Raw genomic sequence first — 14918 nt, forward strand, 5'->3', positions numbered from 1 at the left:
CGCGGCGACTCGAGAAAGATCGGCAACACCCAAGGCGCAGCGACGGGCTGCAACCTGCGCGGCAGAGCTACCGGTGTCTGCCGCGCCAGGGGCTTCAGGCCCTGCTAGAGATTCTCGTAGCGATTCATATCCAGCACTCCCGCCTCTATCGGCTGGGTCTCACGGATACGTTCACCCAGGTCATGGAAGTAGCGCCAGAACTCCGGATGACTGCGGCGCACGCCCCAGCGCTCGACGATACGCTCGAAGGATTTGCCGTCGCGGACAGCTTCCATTTGCTTGACGAAGGCATCCACCTCATCGACTTTGACGTTGAACAGGAAGTTCGGGTAGCTGCTCAACACTTCCGGGTAGATGGTCAGAGTGTCCAGCCGCGGCTGATAGCGCAGCTCCTCGCCCAGCATGAACGCCACGTTGCTGTGCGCGCGGTTGCGCAGCATGCTGTAGATCTCGCGCTGGCCGTCACCCAGCTCCACGCGCAGCATCGTCGCTTCCGGTAGCTGATCGATCACCGGCAAACCGCCGGCTGGGCGACTGGCCAAACGCGCCAGCGCCTGTTCGGCGTGCTGCAGTTCCTTGGGCACGTCTTCACGGTAGCAGCGTGCGCCCGTGCAGCGGTTGATCGGGTCCGGGCGCGCATTGAGCGTGGCATAGCGCTGCAGCAGTTGTTCGGCGAACTGTTTCTTCGGGTCATTGCCACTCAGGCCAATGGCGCTGGGCGAGCGATGATCGACCGAGGTGTAGTCCAGCAGCATCTTCAGCTTGCCGCTGTTCTGATACCAGTCATCCAGATAGGCCTCACGCGAACGAGCCGGCAACAGACGCAGGAAGTTAACCTCGGCACCGTTGCGAATCAGGTCGAAGTACAGGCGCGTCTGCGCCTGGTGCGAGACGTTGCCGAACACGTCGAAATTGACCACCAGCTGGTAATAGGTGCGCTCCAGTAGCGGATAGTCCATCCACCAGAGGGTCTGCGGGATCTCGCCGAGCAGGCCTTTGCGCACCGAGGCGCTGTCGTGCTGGCGGAAGATCGACAGCAGTGCGTTGTCGTTGCCGCTCCAGATATGCGTCCAATCCGCCGGTGGCGCATCGGCGTAGGCGTCCTTGCGCAGGTTCTCGTAGTCGTTGCGCTTGTCGCGGTAGTTGCGCCACAGCCCCAGCAGGTCGCCGATGTCGTCGAGCTGGCCAGGCATGGCCAGCAACGGTGTAGCCTCGCGCCGGTAGTCGGCGTCGGTGATGTAGAGATCGTGCTCTGGCGCCTGGAACAGCGCCCAGAAGTTGTCGCGAATCACGTCGGTGGCGATCTGTCCACGGCACACCGGGCCACGGATGAAGGTGCGCACGAAGTACTCGGCGTTATCCAGCATGAACTGATAGCGGGCCCGCGCCGGAATCGCCGCGAAGGTTTCGAAGGGATTGGCGCGGCGTTGCGCGCCGTAGCCCGGCACGGCGTCCAGCGTCCAGTCGTCGCCGAAGAACAATGTCTTGATCCGCGCCAGCTTGTCTTCGCCCAGCGGATAAGTGATGTGCGTCTTGTGCACGACCACGCCCTGGATCGGCCACAGGCGGTAATAGAACTCGGTGCCCGGATCATCGTTCGGGCGGCGAGTGGCGATCGGGTCGATCGGCTCACCGCTGGGGGTGCGCGAACGCACCATCTGGAAGAAGTGGCCAGGTTCACCGCCCTCGACGTACAGGTGGGCGAGAAACAGGTGCTCGTACAACCAGCGCGAAACCAGATCTTGCCGCGCACCTGGCGCGTTCATGAAGTCTTCCCACTGCGCCACCTGGCGCAACTCGACCGCGCTGGGCTTTAGCGCCTGCTCGGCGACCGGCGCACCCTGCGCCAGCCATTGCTCCAGCGTGGCGTACTCGTCATCGTTCAGGCCGGTTACCGCGAACGGCATGCCGCCGTGAGGATTCTTCTGCGCATAGGCGGCGAACTCACCCGGCAATGGGCAGCTGTTGCTGCGGGTAATGGCGATGTCCAGGTTGTCGGGCAACTTGGCATTGGGCTCGAGGGGCTGGCTGCGGCCCAGTTCGAGCATGCGCTTGATCAGCGCGGCCTGGCCGTTCTCGCCATCGAGCACCGAATGAAAATCGCGTTTACGCCAGGCCGCCTCGCCCTGGGCGTCCAGATACAGGCGCGTGGTCGCTTGCGCCTGGGTGCGTGTGCCGTCATACACCGGTTGCTTGCTGGCGCCCCGGAGGATGCCCTCGCCACTGCCGAGGTTCAGCTGGCACGGGGCGTCATAGCAGGTATGACAGGCTATGCACTTGTGGGTGAGGATGGGTTGCACGTCGTCGATATAGGAAATCTCTTGCGCACGGGCCAGGCCGGCTGCGAAAGAAAGTAGAAAAAGAGCAGCAGGCTTGAGCATGGCCACATCCTTGATTGCGATGCGGGCAATTCTAACGAGACGGCGCCTGCAACAACATGAATGAAATTCATGAAAAGGTCGTCGTCGCTCCAGAACCCTGCAGCTTTGCTATCATCGCGCACCTTTGTTTCCGCTTTGCTCAGGTAGTTCTCATGTCCGATCGCAGCGCCCGCCTCCACGCCCTCCAGCAAGCCCTGAAGGAGCGCATCCTGATCCTCGATGGCGGCATGGGTACCATGATCCAGAGCTACAAGCTGGAAGAGGCCCACTACCGCGGCGAGCGCTTCGCCGACTGGCCGAGCGACGTCAAGGGCAACAACGACCTGCTGCTGCTGACCCAGCCGAAGATCATCGCCGAGATCGAGAAGGCCTACCTGGATGCCGGCGCCGACATTCTGGAAACCAACACCTTCAACGCCACCCGTGTGTCGCAGGCCGACTACGACATGGAGGAGCTGGTCTACGAGTTGAACCTCGCCGGCGCCCGCGTCGCCCGCGAAGTCTGCGACGCCAAGACCCTGGAAACCCCGGATCGCCCGCGCTTCGTTGCCGGCGTGCTCGGCCCGACCAGCCGCACCTGCTCGATCTCCCCGGACGTCAACGACCCCGGCTACCGCAACGTCACCTTCGACGCGCTGGTGGAGAACTACACCGAAGCGACCCGTGGCCTGATCGAGGGCGGCGCCGACCTGATCCTGATCGAGACCATCTTCGACACCCTCAACGCCAAGGCGGCAATCTTCGCCGTACAGCAGGTGTTCGAGGAAGACGGCGTCGAGCTGCCGATCATGATCTCCGGCACCATCACCGACGCCTCCGGTCGCACCCTGTCCGGGCAGACCACCGAAGCGTTCTGGAACTCGGTGGCGCACGCCAAGCCGATCTCCGTGGGCCTGAACTGCGCCCTCGGCGCCAAGGACCTGCGCCCGTATCTGGAGGAGCTGTCGAACAAGGCCGGCACCCACGTTTCCGCGCACCCCAACGCTGGCTTGCCCAACGCCTTCGGTGAATACGACGAGACCCCAGCGGAAATGGCCGCCGTGGTCGAAGAGTTCGCCGCCAGTGGCTTCTTGAACATCATCGGCGGTTGCTGCGGCACTACGCCGGGGCATATTCAGGCCATCGCCGAGGCGGTCGCCAAGTACCAGCCACGCCCGATTCCGGACATTCCGAAAGCCTGCCGCCTGTCGGGCCTTGAGCCCTTCACGATCGACCGCAACTCGTTGTTCGTCAACGTCGGCGAGCGCACCAACATCACCGGTTCGGCCAAGTTCGCCCGCCTGATCCGCGAGGAGAACTACACCGAGGCGCTGGAAGTCGCCCTGCAGCAGGTGGAAGCCGGCGCCCAGGTCATCGACATCAACATGGACGAGGGCATGCTCGACTCCAAGGCCGCCATGGTCAGGTTCCTCAACCTGATCGCTGGTGAGCCGGACATCTCCCGCGTGCCGATCATGATCGACTCCTCCAAGTGGGAAGTGATCGAGGCCGGCCTCAAGTGCATCCAGGGCAAGGGCATCGTCAACTCGATCTCCATGAAGGAAGGCGTCGAGCAGTTCAAGCATCACGCCAAGCTGTGCAAGCGCTACGGCGCCGCTGTGGTGGTGATGGCCTTCGACGAGGCCGGCCAGGCCGACACCGCCGCGCGCAAGAAGGAAATCTGCCAGCGCAGCTACGACATTCTGGTTAATGAAGTGGGCTTCCCGCCGGAAGACATCATTTTCGACCCGAACATCTTCGCCGTGGCTACTGGCATCGAAGAGCACAACAACTACGCCGTCGACTTCATCGAAGCCTGCGCCTATATCCGCGACAACCTGCCGTTCGCCCTGTCCAGCGGCGGCGTGTCCAACGTGTCGTTCTCGTTCCGGGGCAACAACCCGGTGCGCGAAGCGATCCACTCGGTGTTCCTCTACTACGCGATCCAGAACGGCCTGACCATGGGCATCGTCAACGCCGGCCAGCTGGAGATCTACGACGAGATCCCGAAAGAGCTGCGCGACGCGGTCGAGGACGTGGTACTCAACCGCAACGACGGCGCCACCGAAGCGCTACTGGCCATCGCCGACAAGTACAAGGGCGACGGCGCCGCCAAGGAAGTCGAGAACGAAGAGTGGCGTTCGCTGCCGGTAGGCAAGCGCCTGGAACACGCGCTGGTCAAGGGCATCACCGCCTTTATCGTCGAAGACACCGAAGAATGCCGCCAGCAGTGCGCGCGTCCCATCGAGGTCATCGAAGGCCCGCTGATGAGCGGCATGAACGTGGTCGGCGACCTGTTCGGCTCGGGCAAGATGTTCCTGCCCCAGGTGGTCAAGTCCGCCCGGGTGATGAAGCAGGCCGTGGCGCACCTGATCCCTTTCATCGAAGCCGAGAAAGGCGACAAGCCGGAAGCCAAGGGCAAGATCCTCATGGCCACGGTCAAGGGCGACGTGCACGACATCGGCAAGAATATCGTCGGCGTGGTGCTGGGCTGTAACGGCTACGACATCGTCGACCTCGGCGTGATGGTGCCGGCGGAGAAGATCCTGCAGACCGCCATCGCCGAGAAGTGCGACATCATCGGTTTGTCCGGGCTGATCACCCCGTCGCTGGACGAAATGGTGCACGTGGCCAAGGAGATGCAGCGCCAGGGCTTCACGCTGCCGCTGATGATTGGCGGCGCCACCACCTCCAAGGCGCACACCGCGGTGAAGATCGACCCGCAGTACAGCAACGATGCCGTGGTCTACGTCACCGACGCCTCGCGCGCCGTGGGCGTGGCCACTCAGTTGCTGTCCAAGGAGCTGAAGCCCGATTTCGTGCAGAAGACCCGCGACGAGTACGTGGTGGTACGTGAGCGCACCGCCGCCCGTGCGACCCGCACCGAGCGCCTGGGCTACGACAGCGCCATCGCCAACAAACCGGCCTTCGACTGGACCGGCTACGCCGCGCCCAAGCCGAGCTTCACCGGCGCGCAGGTGCTGGACGATATCGATCTCAACGTGCTGGCCGAGTACATCGACTGGACGCCGTTTTTCATCTCCTGGGACCTGGCCGGCAAGTACCCGCGCATCCTCACCGACGAGATCGTCGGCGAGGCGGCCACCAGCCTGTTCAATGACGCCCAGGCGATGCTGAAGAAGCTGATCGACGAAAAACTGATCAAGGCCCGTGCCGTGTTCGGTTTCTGGCCGGCCAACCAGGTGCATGACGACGACATCGAAGTCTACGGCGACGACGGCGAACAGCTCGCCACCCTGCACCACCTGCGCCAGCAGACCATCAAGCCCGATGGCAAACCGAACCTGTCGCTGGCCGACTTCGTCGCGCCCAAGGACAGCGGCGTCACCGACTACGTGGGTGGCTTCATCACCACCGCCGGCATCGGTGCCGAGGAAGTGGCCAAGGCCTACCAGGAAAAAGGCGACGACTACAACTCGATCATGGTCAAGGCACTGGCCGACCGCCTGGCAGAAGCCTGCGCCGAGTGGCTGCACCAGCGCGTGCGCACGCACTATTGGGGTTATGCCGCTGGCGAGCAGCTGGACAACGAGGCGCTGATCCGCGAGCAGTACAAGGGCATCCGCCCTGCTCCCGGTTATCCGGCCTGCCCGGACCACACCGAGAAAGCCACGCTGTTCAAGCTGCTCGACCCCGAGGCCGACTACAACAAGGCCGGACGCAGCGGCGTGTTCCTCACTGAGCATTACGCCATGTTCCCGGCAGCGGCGGTATCGGGCTGGTACTTCGCCCACCCCGAGGCGCAGTACTTCGCTGTCGGCAAGGTGGACAAGGATCAGATCGAGCGCTACAGCGAGCGCAAGGGTCAGGACCTCGCCGTCAGCGAACGCTGGCTGATGCCCAACCTGGGCTACGACGACTGATCCAGCACCCGGACTTTCCTAACCCGTGCGGCAACAGCCGCCGGGTTCTTTCTCTGCAAGGACGTATTGATGTACTACCGACTTCCCGCCCTCTTGCTGTTCGCCCTGTTGACCGGCTGCGGCACCATCGCGTTCGACCCACCCGTGTTCGAGCTCGCCCCGTCCAAGATCGCCGACTTCCCGGTTCGCGGAACGGTGACCATCGAAAACGCACAGCCCGCTACCGAGCCCGTGATCCTGCATTCGCAGAGCGGTATTCGCCTGCAATCGAACTACCACGAAGTCACCAAGACCATGGTGACTCAGGCCCGTTTCGAGTTGGCGCGCCACGGCAAAGTCGGCTCCGGAAGTGACAAGAAGATCGATCTGAAGGTCACGCACCTGGAAAGTCGCTACATCTTCTTCTACTGGAAAGGCACCATGACCTTCACGGTCAGCCTTGGAGACGGGCAACGCTTCGACATGACCGTCAACCACGCCACCGGCGCCAATGCCCAGCAGGACCTCAGCGGTTCGATCGCCGACGGAGTGGTGGCGCTCTACAAGGACCAGCGGGTACTCGACTACCTCGCGCGCTGATCGCCATCCGCTCGAGACGCGGTCGAACTATCACCCGCCCAAGATGAAAAGAGCCCGCAATAGCGGGCTCTTTTCATTCGTTCAGCGACAAACCAGGTGTGACTCGCGCCGATCATCGAAAAACACGAACTCCGACGAGCGACGGATGCTCCAACTGATGTCGAGCCATCTCGGCTCATTCGACGGAGCGATGACATGCACAAGCACAGCCTTGCACTACTGACCGTGGCAGCCGTGATGAGCGGTTGCTCGACGTTCGAGAACCCGACCGACTACGTGACCTTTCGCAATGAGCCACTGGTCAAGCAGGTTGATCACGGCATGACCAGGGATCAGGTACTCACCCTTGGCGGCCCGCCCTCTTCAGAAGTGCGGAACAGCGTGACCGGCGGCACCTGCAATAACTACGTGCTCAATGTCGACGGCGTGGAACAGCCCTATTACGTGGACTTCGACGTCAACGGTCGAGTCGACAGCAAGGGCTTCATGAGCTGCGAGCAGCACCAGGACAACCAGCGCCGCCTATGACCGAATCGGCCCCGCTGCCTGCAGCGGGGCCGTTGATCGACTAAAAGATCAGTTTCAGCAGGCCGATGACCACGATCAGGCCGATGATGAAAATGATACCGACGGTACCGCCGAGAAACTTCAGCATGCTGACTCTCCTTTTACGAGGTTCATCGTTGTGACCTCAGTCCAGGCGTCAGCGTTTAGCTTTTTTCTTCCAGCTGCGACGAGGATCAGGCGCCCGGGCGGCGGACGATCTTGATGCTGTATTCCATTTGCGGCTTGCGCGTCACGCTCACGGCGCGACGGCTGACTGTATCCAGCGTGATGTTCCAGAAACCACTGGATGGCACGCGGATCTTCGCCGGAAACTTGATGAAAGCACCGCCGTGGTAGCTGTGACGACCACGATTTCTGAAGGCGCGGAAGTTGGCATCGTTCATCAGGCGGATGTTGCACGGCTGGGAACACTGGATGACCACCAGATCGCCCTCTTCCAGGTGCTCGCGTTGATGGATGAATTTCATCGTTTTCGGACTCGGTGGTGAAACGGGGGCGCAATAGTGCCGCAAGCGGCCCGCCATCGCCAGCGCGGCTGACGACTCGCTTGCGCCCGAGCCTCGCGCTGCCTAGGATGCGCGCCCATGAAAGCTTTGCTCGATCGTATTCCCACCCTGCTCGCCCTGCTGCGCCGTTATCCCGGCCTGGTCGCTCTGTTCGGCTTCTGCTCGGGCGTCGCCAGCTTTCTGCTGGTCGACCGGCAGGCCTACCTGGCCAAGGTGCTGGGCGTGGTGCTGCTGATCAGCTGGATCTGGCTGATTCTGGAAAACCTGCTGCGCGAGCGCATTGCCCGGCGCTTCGGCTTCGAGCTGCCATTGCCGCTGCTGCGTTATGGCACGCAGATGATACATCAGGAAAGCCTGTTCTTCGTCCTGCCGTTCTTCTTCATCACCACCACCTGGAACAGCGGGCAATTGCTGTTCAGCGGACTGCTGGCGGCTGCGGCGCTGGCCTCGATCACCGACCCGATATACTACCGCTGGCTGGCGCCCAGGCGCTGGTTGCTGCTGATGTTCCACAGCCTGGCCCTGTTCGCGGTGATGCTCACCGCATTGCCGATCATCTTCCACCTGACCACAACGCAGAGCTATCGCATAGCCCTGGCCACGGCCACGGTGCTGGCGCTGCCGAGCCTGCCCGGGCTGATCGGTTTCGCTGGCTGGCGACGCACCCTGCTGCTGGCGATCCTGCCACTGGCAATGGCTGGGGCGGGCTGGATGGCGCGCGTCTGGGTACCACCGGCGACGCTGTGGTTGACCGAGGTGGCCGTCAGCGACCGCTTCGATGGCGACCAGCGCACGCCGGGCGAAAGCCTGAAGCTGATCACCCTGGAGCAACTGCGTGATCATGGCCTTTACGCCTACACCTCGATCAACGCACCACGCGGCCTCGACGAGCGCATCTATCACGTATGGCTGCAGGACGGCCGCGAAGTCGACCGCATTGCGCTGGACATCCATGGCGGGCGCAAGAAAGGCTATCGCGCCTGGACGCACAAGCTGCGCTTCCCGCAGGATCCGCTCGGCAACTGGCAGGTGCAGGTGCGCACCGAGGCGGGCCAGATGATCGGTGTACTGCGCTTCGAGGTCGTCTCCGGCCCCGTATCTTCGGCCGCAGAGACGACCGCGCCGCCCTTCTGAAGCGGCGCACAGACGCGCGGTTGTGGCCACGCCCTCGCGGTACGCTGAAACGCCCTACGCATGCACGCACGGCGGTGGTAGCATGCGCGCCCCATGCAGCTCTCCGAACTCAACCAACGCCTCGCCGACCTCGGCGCCAAACCCCAACATATCGGGCGCATTACCCGTGCCTGGCTGCAGGGCAAGGCGCTGGACACCGGCACCAAGCACCAGAAGACCGAGAACTTCCTGCCACTGACAGTGCGCGAAGCACTGCCCGCCCTGGCAGCCGACCTCGACGGCCTGGCGCGCCTGCGCTCCGAACATCCCGGCGCCGACGGTTCGGCCCGCCTGCTGGTGGAGCTGGCCGACAAGCAGATGGTCGAGAGCGTGTTGCTGCCGCGCGACGGGCTGTGCATCTCCAGCCAAGTCGGTTGCGCCGTCGGCTGCGTGTTCTGCATGACCGGCAAGAGCGGCCTGCTGCGCCAGCTCAGCAGCGCCGAAATGGTCGCCCAGGTGGCACTCGGCCGACGTTTTCGCCCGGTGAAGAAAGTGGTGTTCATGGGCATGGGCGAGCCGGCGCACAACCTCGACAACGTGCTGGAGGCCATCGACCTGCTTGGCACCGAGGGCGGTATCGGCCAGCGCAATCTGGTGTTCTCCACGGTCGGCGACCCGCGCGTGTTCGAGCGCCTGCCGCAGCAACGCGTGCGCCCTGCCCTGGCCCTGTCGCTGCACACCACCGATGCCGAACTGCGTCAGCGCCTGCTGCCCAAGGCGCCGCGCATCGACCCCGAAGAGCTGGTGGCCCTGGGCGAAGCCTACGCCCGCACCATCGATTACCCGATCCAGTACCAGTGGACGCTGCTCAAGGGCATCAACGACAGCCAGGAGGAGATGGACAACATCCTGCGCCTGTTCAAGGGCAAGTTCGCCGTGCTCAACCTGATCCCCTACAACAGCCTGGAAGCGGACGACTACCAGCGCCCGGATGGCGAGCGCATCGTTGAGATGGTGCGCTACTTGCACAGCCGTGGCGTACTGACCAAGGTGCGTAACTCGGCCGGCCAGGATGTCGATGGCGGCTGTGGACAGTTGCGCGCCCGCGCCAGCGAATTGATCAAGGTTCGCAACCTGGATCGCACATCGCCGAGCCGGCCTGCACTAACATGAGGCCTGGCGTTCCCTGAAGGAGTGCTCCATGCCACGCCGCCTCGCTGCTGCATTCATCCTGATAGCGCTCTGCCTGCCCATCGCGGCGCAGGCCGGAGCACTGCGCGAAAAACTCCAGGAACGCCGAGAGGCGCGTGCCGAACGGCAACTGCTCGACGAGCTGCCGGCCGACAGCCGTATCCTCCACGACCAGACCTACGGCGTGCATCCACGCCAGGTCTTCGACGTCTACCTGCCGCCCAATGCGCACGCAGCGCCCATCCTGTTCATGGTCCACGGCGGTGGCTGGCACACCGGCGACAAGGCCCGTGAAGAGGTGGTCGAGAACAAGGCCAGGCACTGGCTGGGCAAGGGCTACATCCTGGTATCGAGCAACTACCGCCTGCTACCCGACGCCGACCCACTGACCCAGGCGAGTGACGTGGCACAAGCCATAACGGCCGTGCAACGCCAGGCAAACGGATGGGGCGGCGACCCGGCGCGATTGGTGCTGATGGGGCATTCCGCCGGCGCTCATCTGGTCGCCCTGCTCAGCAGCGACCCACAACTGGCGCCAGGGGTTTCGCCGTCGTGGCTGGGCACTGTCGCCCTCGACAGTGCCGCCTTCGATGTCCCGGCGGTGATGCAAGGGCGTCATCTACCGCTATACGACCGCGCCTTCGGCAAGGACAGCAGCTATTGGCAAAAAGCTTCGCCCTTGCATGTCCTGCGCAGCGGCGCGCATCCGCTTTTGGCGGTGTGCTCGAGCCGGCGTAGCGACGCCTGCCCGCAGGCCGAGGCCTACGCCGCCAAGGCTCGTCAGCTGGGCGTGACGGTCAGCGTGGTACGCGAGGATCGCTCGCACCGCGAGATCAATGTGGACCTCGGCGCCGATCCAGCCTACACCGCTCGCGTCGATGCGTTTCTGCACACACTGGGCCTGCCCTGAGACAGGCCCAGCGCCCTTTACACGCCGCTCTTGACCTTGCTCCAGATACGCGTGCGAATCCGGTCGATCTTCAGCGGCATGGCCTCCAGGGTATACAGCTTGTCCATCACCGCCTCAGGCGGATAAACGGTCGGGTCAGCCCTGAGCGCCGGCTCGACCAAAGCGTCGGCCTTGGCGTTACCGTTGGCGTACTTGACGTAATTGCTGATGGCCGCCATCACCTCGGGCTGCAGCAGGTAGTTCATGAAGGCGTAGGCGCCCTCCTCGTTACCCGCATCGACCGGCATGGCTACCATGTCGAACCAGATTGGCGCGCCTTCCTTGGGAATCTCGTACTGGATCTTCACCCCGTTGCCAGCCTCGGCGGCACGCGCGCCGGCCTGCATGATGTCGCCGGAGAAGCCGACCGCCATGCAGATCTCGCCGTTGGCCAGGTCACCAACGTACTTGGATGAATGAAAGTAGCGCACGTTCTTGCGCATTTGCATCAGCAGCGCTTCGGCGCGTTTGTAGTCCTCGGGGTTCTTGCTGTGGTGCGGCAAGCCCAGATGATGCAGGGCGATGGGCAGCATTTCCGGGCCGTTATCGAGGATCGCCACGCCGCACTCGTTGAGCTTGGCCGGGTCGAACAGGACGTCCCAGCTGTCCATCTTCACCTCATCACCCAGCACCGCACGTACCTTGTCGACGTTGTAGCCGATACCGGTGCTGCCCCAGAGATAAGGAAAGCCATGCTCGTTGCCGGGGTCATTCACCTCCAGCGCCTTCATCAGCACCGGGTTGAGGTTGTTCCAGTTCGGCAGCTTGCTGCGGTCGAGCTTCTTCAGTGCGCCGCCCTGAATCTGCCGGGCCATGAAGTGGTTGGAGGGAACTACCACATCGTAGCCGGAGCGCCCAGCCATGAGCTTGGCGTCCAGTGTTTCATTGCTGTCGTAGACGTCGTAATGGGTGCCCAGGCCGCTGCTCTTCTCGAACTGCTTGAGGGTGTTCGGGCCAATGTAGTCGGTCCAGTTGTAGATGCGCACGCTGTCGGCTGCGTGGGCGGTACCGGCCAGAATCAGGCACGGTAGGAGTTTCTTCAGCATGGAATACCTCGTGAGTTGTTGTTCTAGGCAGTACTGAAAAGGTGCTGATTCAGAAGATCAGCACATAGGTCTTGCGCACGGTTTCTTGTATGTCCCAGATGCCGACGGTGTTGGCCGGCATCATCAGTGCGTCACCGGCACGAATCTCGATGGGTTCGCCGCCGTCCCGGGTAAAGGTGCAGCGCCCGGCAACGAAGTGGCAGAACTCCTGCTGCACGATCTGCCGACGCCAGCGCCCTGGTGTGCATTCCCAGACGCCGGTCTCGACGCCATCGCTGCGCTCGACGCTGGTGGTAGAAGTAACCGCCGCCGGCTCACTCAAGGGCACAGCGACCGGGTTGGACTCGTCCAGGGCGACGCTGTGGGTGTTGCGAAAATGGGTGATGCTCATAGGGACTCCAGGTGAAAGATCGGCGAGCAGGGGCGCTCACTTAGCCCATCAGGCTTTCCATGCGCGCCGCCAGGGCCTGCGCCAGGCGGCGACGCCAAACCGGGCTGCGCGGGTTGGCGAGAATTTCGTCCTCATGGACGAAACTGCGGATAATGGCGTTGTAGCCCAGCCAGCGGCAGGGTTCGGGCTCCCAGCGACTCAGCCTGGAAATGGGGCCGTCACTCAACACCCAGGGCTGGCGCAGCAGTTCGCTGTCGCGGCCCAGAATCAGATCGGCCAGGGTACGTCCGCCGAGATTGCTGGCACCGACGCCCTCGCCGCCATACCCACCGGACAGCGCGATACGGTTGCGCGTGTCGCGCAGCATGTGCGGCTGGAAACGCCGCGCCATGCCCAGGTTGCCGCCCCAGGAGTGACTGAAGCGTACGTTGCGCAACTGCGGGAAGATTTCCCCCATCAGGTAGCGGCGCAAGTCGAGCTCATCGTCGGTGAGGTTGAAGTCGCTACGCAGACGCCCGCCGAAGCGATAACCGCCGCGTGCGCCGAAGATCAGGCGGTCGTCGAGGCTGCGCTGGCCGTAGGTGACCTGGCGGCTGAATTCACTGAAGGCCTGCCCGCGCTCCAGGCCGATACCAGCCCAGACATCCGCCGGTAATGGCTCGGTGGCCACGATCAGGCTCTGCACCGGTAACTGGTGATTGCCCAGCGGCGGCAAGGTAACGGCATAGCCTTCGATGGCCGGCACGACCCAGTCAGCCGTGACCCGACCCTGAGCGGTGCGCAGCAGGCCGGGCTGCCAGTCGATCACCGCGCTGCGCTCGTAGAGTTCGACGCCCAGGCCTTCTACGCAGCGTGCCAGGCCACGTGCCAGCTTGGCCGGCTGAATGGTCGCGCAATGCGGGCTGTACAGCGCGCCATAGGCATTGGCCATGCGCAACTGGGTGGCCAGCTCGCTCGGTGCCAGCCAGCGGTAATCGTCTTCGCTCAGGCCCAGCGCCCGCAGCTCTTTGAGGTACTCACGCAGACGCACTTCCTGCTCGGGATAGCGCGCCGCGCAATACAGCACGCCACCCTTGCGTAGATCGCAATCGATGCCCTCGCGCGCGACCACCGCGGCCACCTCATCGGGAATGCCGTGCAGCAGGTCGAAGGCCGCCTTGCGCTCAACTGCAGGCAGACCGGCCAGCAGGCGATCCTCCCCGAGCAGGTTGCCCATCAACCAGCCGCCATTGCGCCCGGAAGCACCGAAGCCGGCAGTCTCGGCCTCCACAATCACCACGCGCAGCTGCGGTGCCTGGCGCTTGAGGTAATAGGCGGTCCACAGACCGGTGTAACCGGCACCGATGATCGCCACGTCGGCGTGCACATCGGTTTGCAGACTGGGCCGCGCCTGCAGTGGATCCTCGAGCTGATCCATCCACAGGCTGATGTTGCGCCAGGGGTTCATTCACGCCTCCGTCATCAATCGATGACGCAAGGCTAGTGGGCGCGATCAGTCGCTGTCTTGCGTGCGGGCCCGCGAGGAAATTTGCTTGAGGTAGGCTTTGGGCGACAGCCCGGTATGCCGCTTGAAGCTGGTGTAGAAGGCTGACAGTGAATTGAACCCGGCAGCAAAGGCCAGCTCGTCGATACGTTTTAGGTCGCTGCCCGCCTGCAGGCCAGCAAGCAGGTACTGTAGCCGCGCACGATTGACGTAGCGGTAGAAGCTCTCGCCCAGCACCTGGTTGAGCAGATGGGAAATCTGGTTGCGGCTGTAACCTGTCGCCGCCGCGACCTGCTGCAGATCCAATTCGGGGTCGAGAAAGGGCTGGCTGCGCTGGAAGTATTCCTGCAGGTCCTGAGCCAGTTGGCCCAGCTGCCGGGTCGACAGCCCCAGGCGGCTGATGGCCGGGCGCGAACTGGCGTTTTCACCGATGCCACGGGCCTCACGTACCAGCGTGGCATATTCGTTGATGCGCCAGATCAGCCCGTCGCGCACGGTGATGGCCTCGCCGGTACGGAAGGACACCAGCCCTTCACCGCCCTGCAGGCTGGTGCAGTACTGAATGAACGCGGTGTGACCGTCGATGCGGATACGGTCGACATGCTCCAGCAGTTCGCCGGGGCGGCGCGGCAGGTTGTTCGCGACGTATTCGGGCAGATCGACCAAGCGCATGCAACGCTGCTGATAGAAATCGTTGTACTCGATCTCTGGGTGATACAGCGCCATCACCGCGTCGAGGTCGCGATGCTTCCAGCTCAGGTGGTAGCGCAGGATGGTGTCGCGGGTGCGCGCTGTCTGCGCGCCATCGTCGGGAAAATGATCGTCAGTCATGGTCGAGGTCAGTGGTCG

At 63.4% G+C, this 14918-nt stretch carries 13 protein-coding genes; 6 read left to right on the top strand and 7 right to left on the bottom strand.

The genetic code is table 11. From position 1 onward, the window contains the following. Positions 1 to 104: 104 nt before the first annotated feature. Complete coding sequence (locus PCLY_RS11885) at positions 105 to 2381, bottom strand: fatty acid cis/trans isomerase (protein WP_061239495.1); 2277 nt, start codon at positions 2379 to 2381, stop codon at positions 105 to 107. Between the two features lie 152 nt (positions 2382 to 2533). Here PCLY_RS11885 and metH point away from each other — a divergent pair, with 152 nt between their 5' ends. The 3 genes from metH (at position 2534) to osmE (ending at position 7351) form a co-directional block, all read left to right on the top strand. Then, on the top strand, positions 2534 to 6244 hold the full coding sequence (metH, locus tag PCLY_RS11890) for a methionine synthase (RefSeq protein ID WP_061239497.1): 3711 nt from the start codon (positions 2534 to 2536) through the stop codon (positions 6242 to 6244). 69 nt (positions 6245 to 6313) lie between these two features. Then, positions 6314 to 6823, top strand: coding sequence for a hypothetical protein (locus PCLY_RS11895; RefSeq protein ID WP_061239499.1), 510 nt, complete (start codon positions 6314 to 6316; stop codon positions 6821 to 6823). A 195-nt stretch (positions 6824 to 7018) separates the two neighbouring features. Further along, a complete protein-coding gene (osmE, locus tag PCLY_RS11900) occupies positions 7019 to 7351 on the top strand; it encodes an osmotically-inducible lipoprotein OsmE (RefSeq protein ID WP_061239501.1) in 333 nt (110 codons plus the stop codon). Positions 7352 to 7391: 40 nt separating this feature from the next. Here osmE and PCLY_RS25475 read toward each other — a convergent pair whose 3' ends face one another. Then, a complete protein-coding gene (locus PCLY_RS25475; RefSeq protein WP_115291545.1) occupies positions 7392 to 7478 on the bottom strand; it encodes a small membrane protein YohP in 87 nt (28 codons plus the stop codon). Positions 7479 to 7563: 85 nt separating this feature from the next. After that, on the bottom strand, positions 7564 to 7857 hold the full coding sequence (locus PCLY_RS11905; protein ID WP_003460213.1) for a DUF1883 domain-containing protein: 294 nt from the start codon (positions 7855 to 7857) through the stop codon (positions 7564 to 7566). A gap of 117 nt (positions 7858 to 7974) precedes the next feature. Here PCLY_RS11905 and PCLY_RS11910 point away from each other — a divergent pair, with 117 nt between their 5' ends. From PCLY_RS11910 to PCLY_RS11920, 3 genes are all read left to right on the top strand, one after another. After that, complete coding sequence (locus tag PCLY_RS11910) at positions 7975 to 9030, top strand: DUF5924 family protein (RefSeq protein ID WP_061239502.1); 1056 nt, start codon at positions 7975 to 7977, stop codon at positions 9028 to 9030. Between the two features lie 93 nt (positions 9031 to 9123). Continuing rightward, positions 9124 to 10182, top strand: coding sequence for an RNA methyltransferase (locus PCLY_RS11915; protein WP_061239504.1), 1059 nt, complete (start codon positions 9124 to 9126; stop codon positions 10180 to 10182). Between the two features lie 28 nt (positions 10183 to 10210). Further along, entirely contained in the window at positions 10211 to 11110 is a 900-nt protein-coding gene (locus tag PCLY_RS11920; RefSeq protein WP_061239506.1) for an alpha/beta hydrolase, read from the top strand. Positions 11111 to 11127: 17 nt separating this feature from the next. On the opposite strand, the gene PCLY_RS11925 is transcribed toward PCLY_RS11920, so the two are convergent. Genes PCLY_RS11925 through PCLY_RS11940 form a run of 4 tightly spaced genes read right to left on the bottom strand, consistent with a single transcriptional unit; the run spans position 11128 to position 14900 of the window. Beyond that, positions 11128 to 12195, bottom strand: coding sequence for a polyamine ABC transporter substrate-binding protein (locus tag PCLY_RS11925; RefSeq protein WP_061239509.1), 1068 nt, complete (start codon positions 12193 to 12195; stop codon positions 11128 to 11130). 49 nt (positions 12196 to 12244) lie between these two features. After that, the gene (locus tag PCLY_RS11930) at positions 12245 to 12586 is read right to left on the bottom strand and encodes a cupin domain-containing protein (protein ID WP_061239511.1); all 342 of its coding nucleotides are present in this window, start codon (positions 12584 to 12586) and stop codon (positions 12245 to 12247) included. Positions 12587 to 12626: 40 nt separating this feature from the next. Continuing rightward, complete coding sequence (locus PCLY_RS11935; protein ID WP_061239512.1) at positions 12627 to 14033, bottom strand: NAD(P)/FAD-dependent oxidoreductase; 1407 nt, start codon at positions 14031 to 14033, stop codon at positions 12627 to 12629. Between the two features lie 45 nt (positions 14034 to 14078). Beyond that, positions 14079 to 14900: an AraC family transcriptional regulator gene (locus PCLY_RS11940; RefSeq protein WP_061239514.1), complete on the bottom strand. Its 822-nt coding sequence runs from the start codon at positions 14898 to 14900 to the stop codon at positions 14079 to 14081. Between the last annotated feature and the right edge of the window lie 18 nt (positions 14901 to 14918).

This window comes from Ectopseudomonas composti (assembly GCF_001567565.1).
Taxonomy (GTDB): Bacteria; Pseudomonadota; Gammaproteobacteria; order Pseudomonadales; family Pseudomonadaceae; genus Aquipseudomonas; species Aquipseudomonas composti_A.

What these genes read in the sequence shown, in the direction of transcription:
- PCLY_RS11935 (WP_061239512.1), bottom strand. Translation starts at nt 14,033, where the DNA reads ATGAACCCCTGGCGCAACATCAGCCTGTGGATGGATCAGCTCGAGGAT.
- PCLY_RS11885 (WP_061239495.1), bottom strand. Translation starts at nt 2,381, where the DNA reads ATGCTCAAGCCTGCTGCTCTTTTTCTACTTTCTTTCGCAGCCGGCCTG.
- PCLY_RS11920 (WP_061239506.1), top strand. Translation starts at nt 10,211, where the DNA reads ATGCCACGCCGCCTCGCTGCTGCATTCATCCTGATAGCGCTCTGCCTG.
- metH (WP_061239497.1), top strand. Translation starts at nt 2,534, where the DNA reads ATGTCCGATCGCAGCGCCCGCCTCCACGCCCTCCAGCAAGCCCTGAAG.
- PCLY_RS11940 (WP_061239514.1), bottom strand. Translation starts at nt 14,900, where the DNA reads ATGACTGACGATCATTTTCCCGACGATGGCGCGCAGACAGCGCGCACC.
- PCLY_RS11895 (WP_061239499.1), top strand. Translation starts at nt 6,314, where the DNA reads ATGTACTACCGACTTCCCGCCCTCTTGCTGTTCGCCCTGTTGACCGGC.
- PCLY_RS11930 (WP_061239511.1), bottom strand. Translation starts at nt 12,586, where the DNA reads ATGAGCATCACCCATTTTCGCAACACCCACAGCGTCGCCCTGGACGAG.
- PCLY_RS11915 (WP_061239504.1), top strand. Translation starts at nt 9,124, where the DNA reads ATGCAGCTCTCCGAACTCAACCAACGCCTCGCCGACCTCGGCGCCAAA.
- osmE (WP_061239501.1), top strand. Translation starts at nt 7,019, where the DNA reads ATGCACAAGCACAGCCTTGCACTACTGACCGTGGCAGCCGTGATGAGC.
- PCLY_RS25475 (WP_115291545.1), bottom strand. Translation starts at nt 7,478, where the DNA reads ATGCTGAAGTTTCTCGGCGGTACCGTCGGTATCATTTTCATCATCGGC.
- PCLY_RS11905 (WP_003460213.1), bottom strand. Translation starts at nt 7,857, where the DNA reads ATGAAATTCATCCATCAACGCGAGCACCTGGAAGAGGGCGATCTGGTG.
- PCLY_RS11910 (WP_061239502.1), top strand. Translation starts at nt 7,975, where the DNA reads ATGAAAGCTTTGCTCGATCGTATTCCCACCCTGCTCGCCCTGCTGCGC.
- PCLY_RS11925 (WP_061239509.1), bottom strand. Translation starts at nt 12,195, where the DNA reads ATGCTGAAGAAACTCCTACCGTGCCTGATTCTGGCCGGTACCGCCCAC.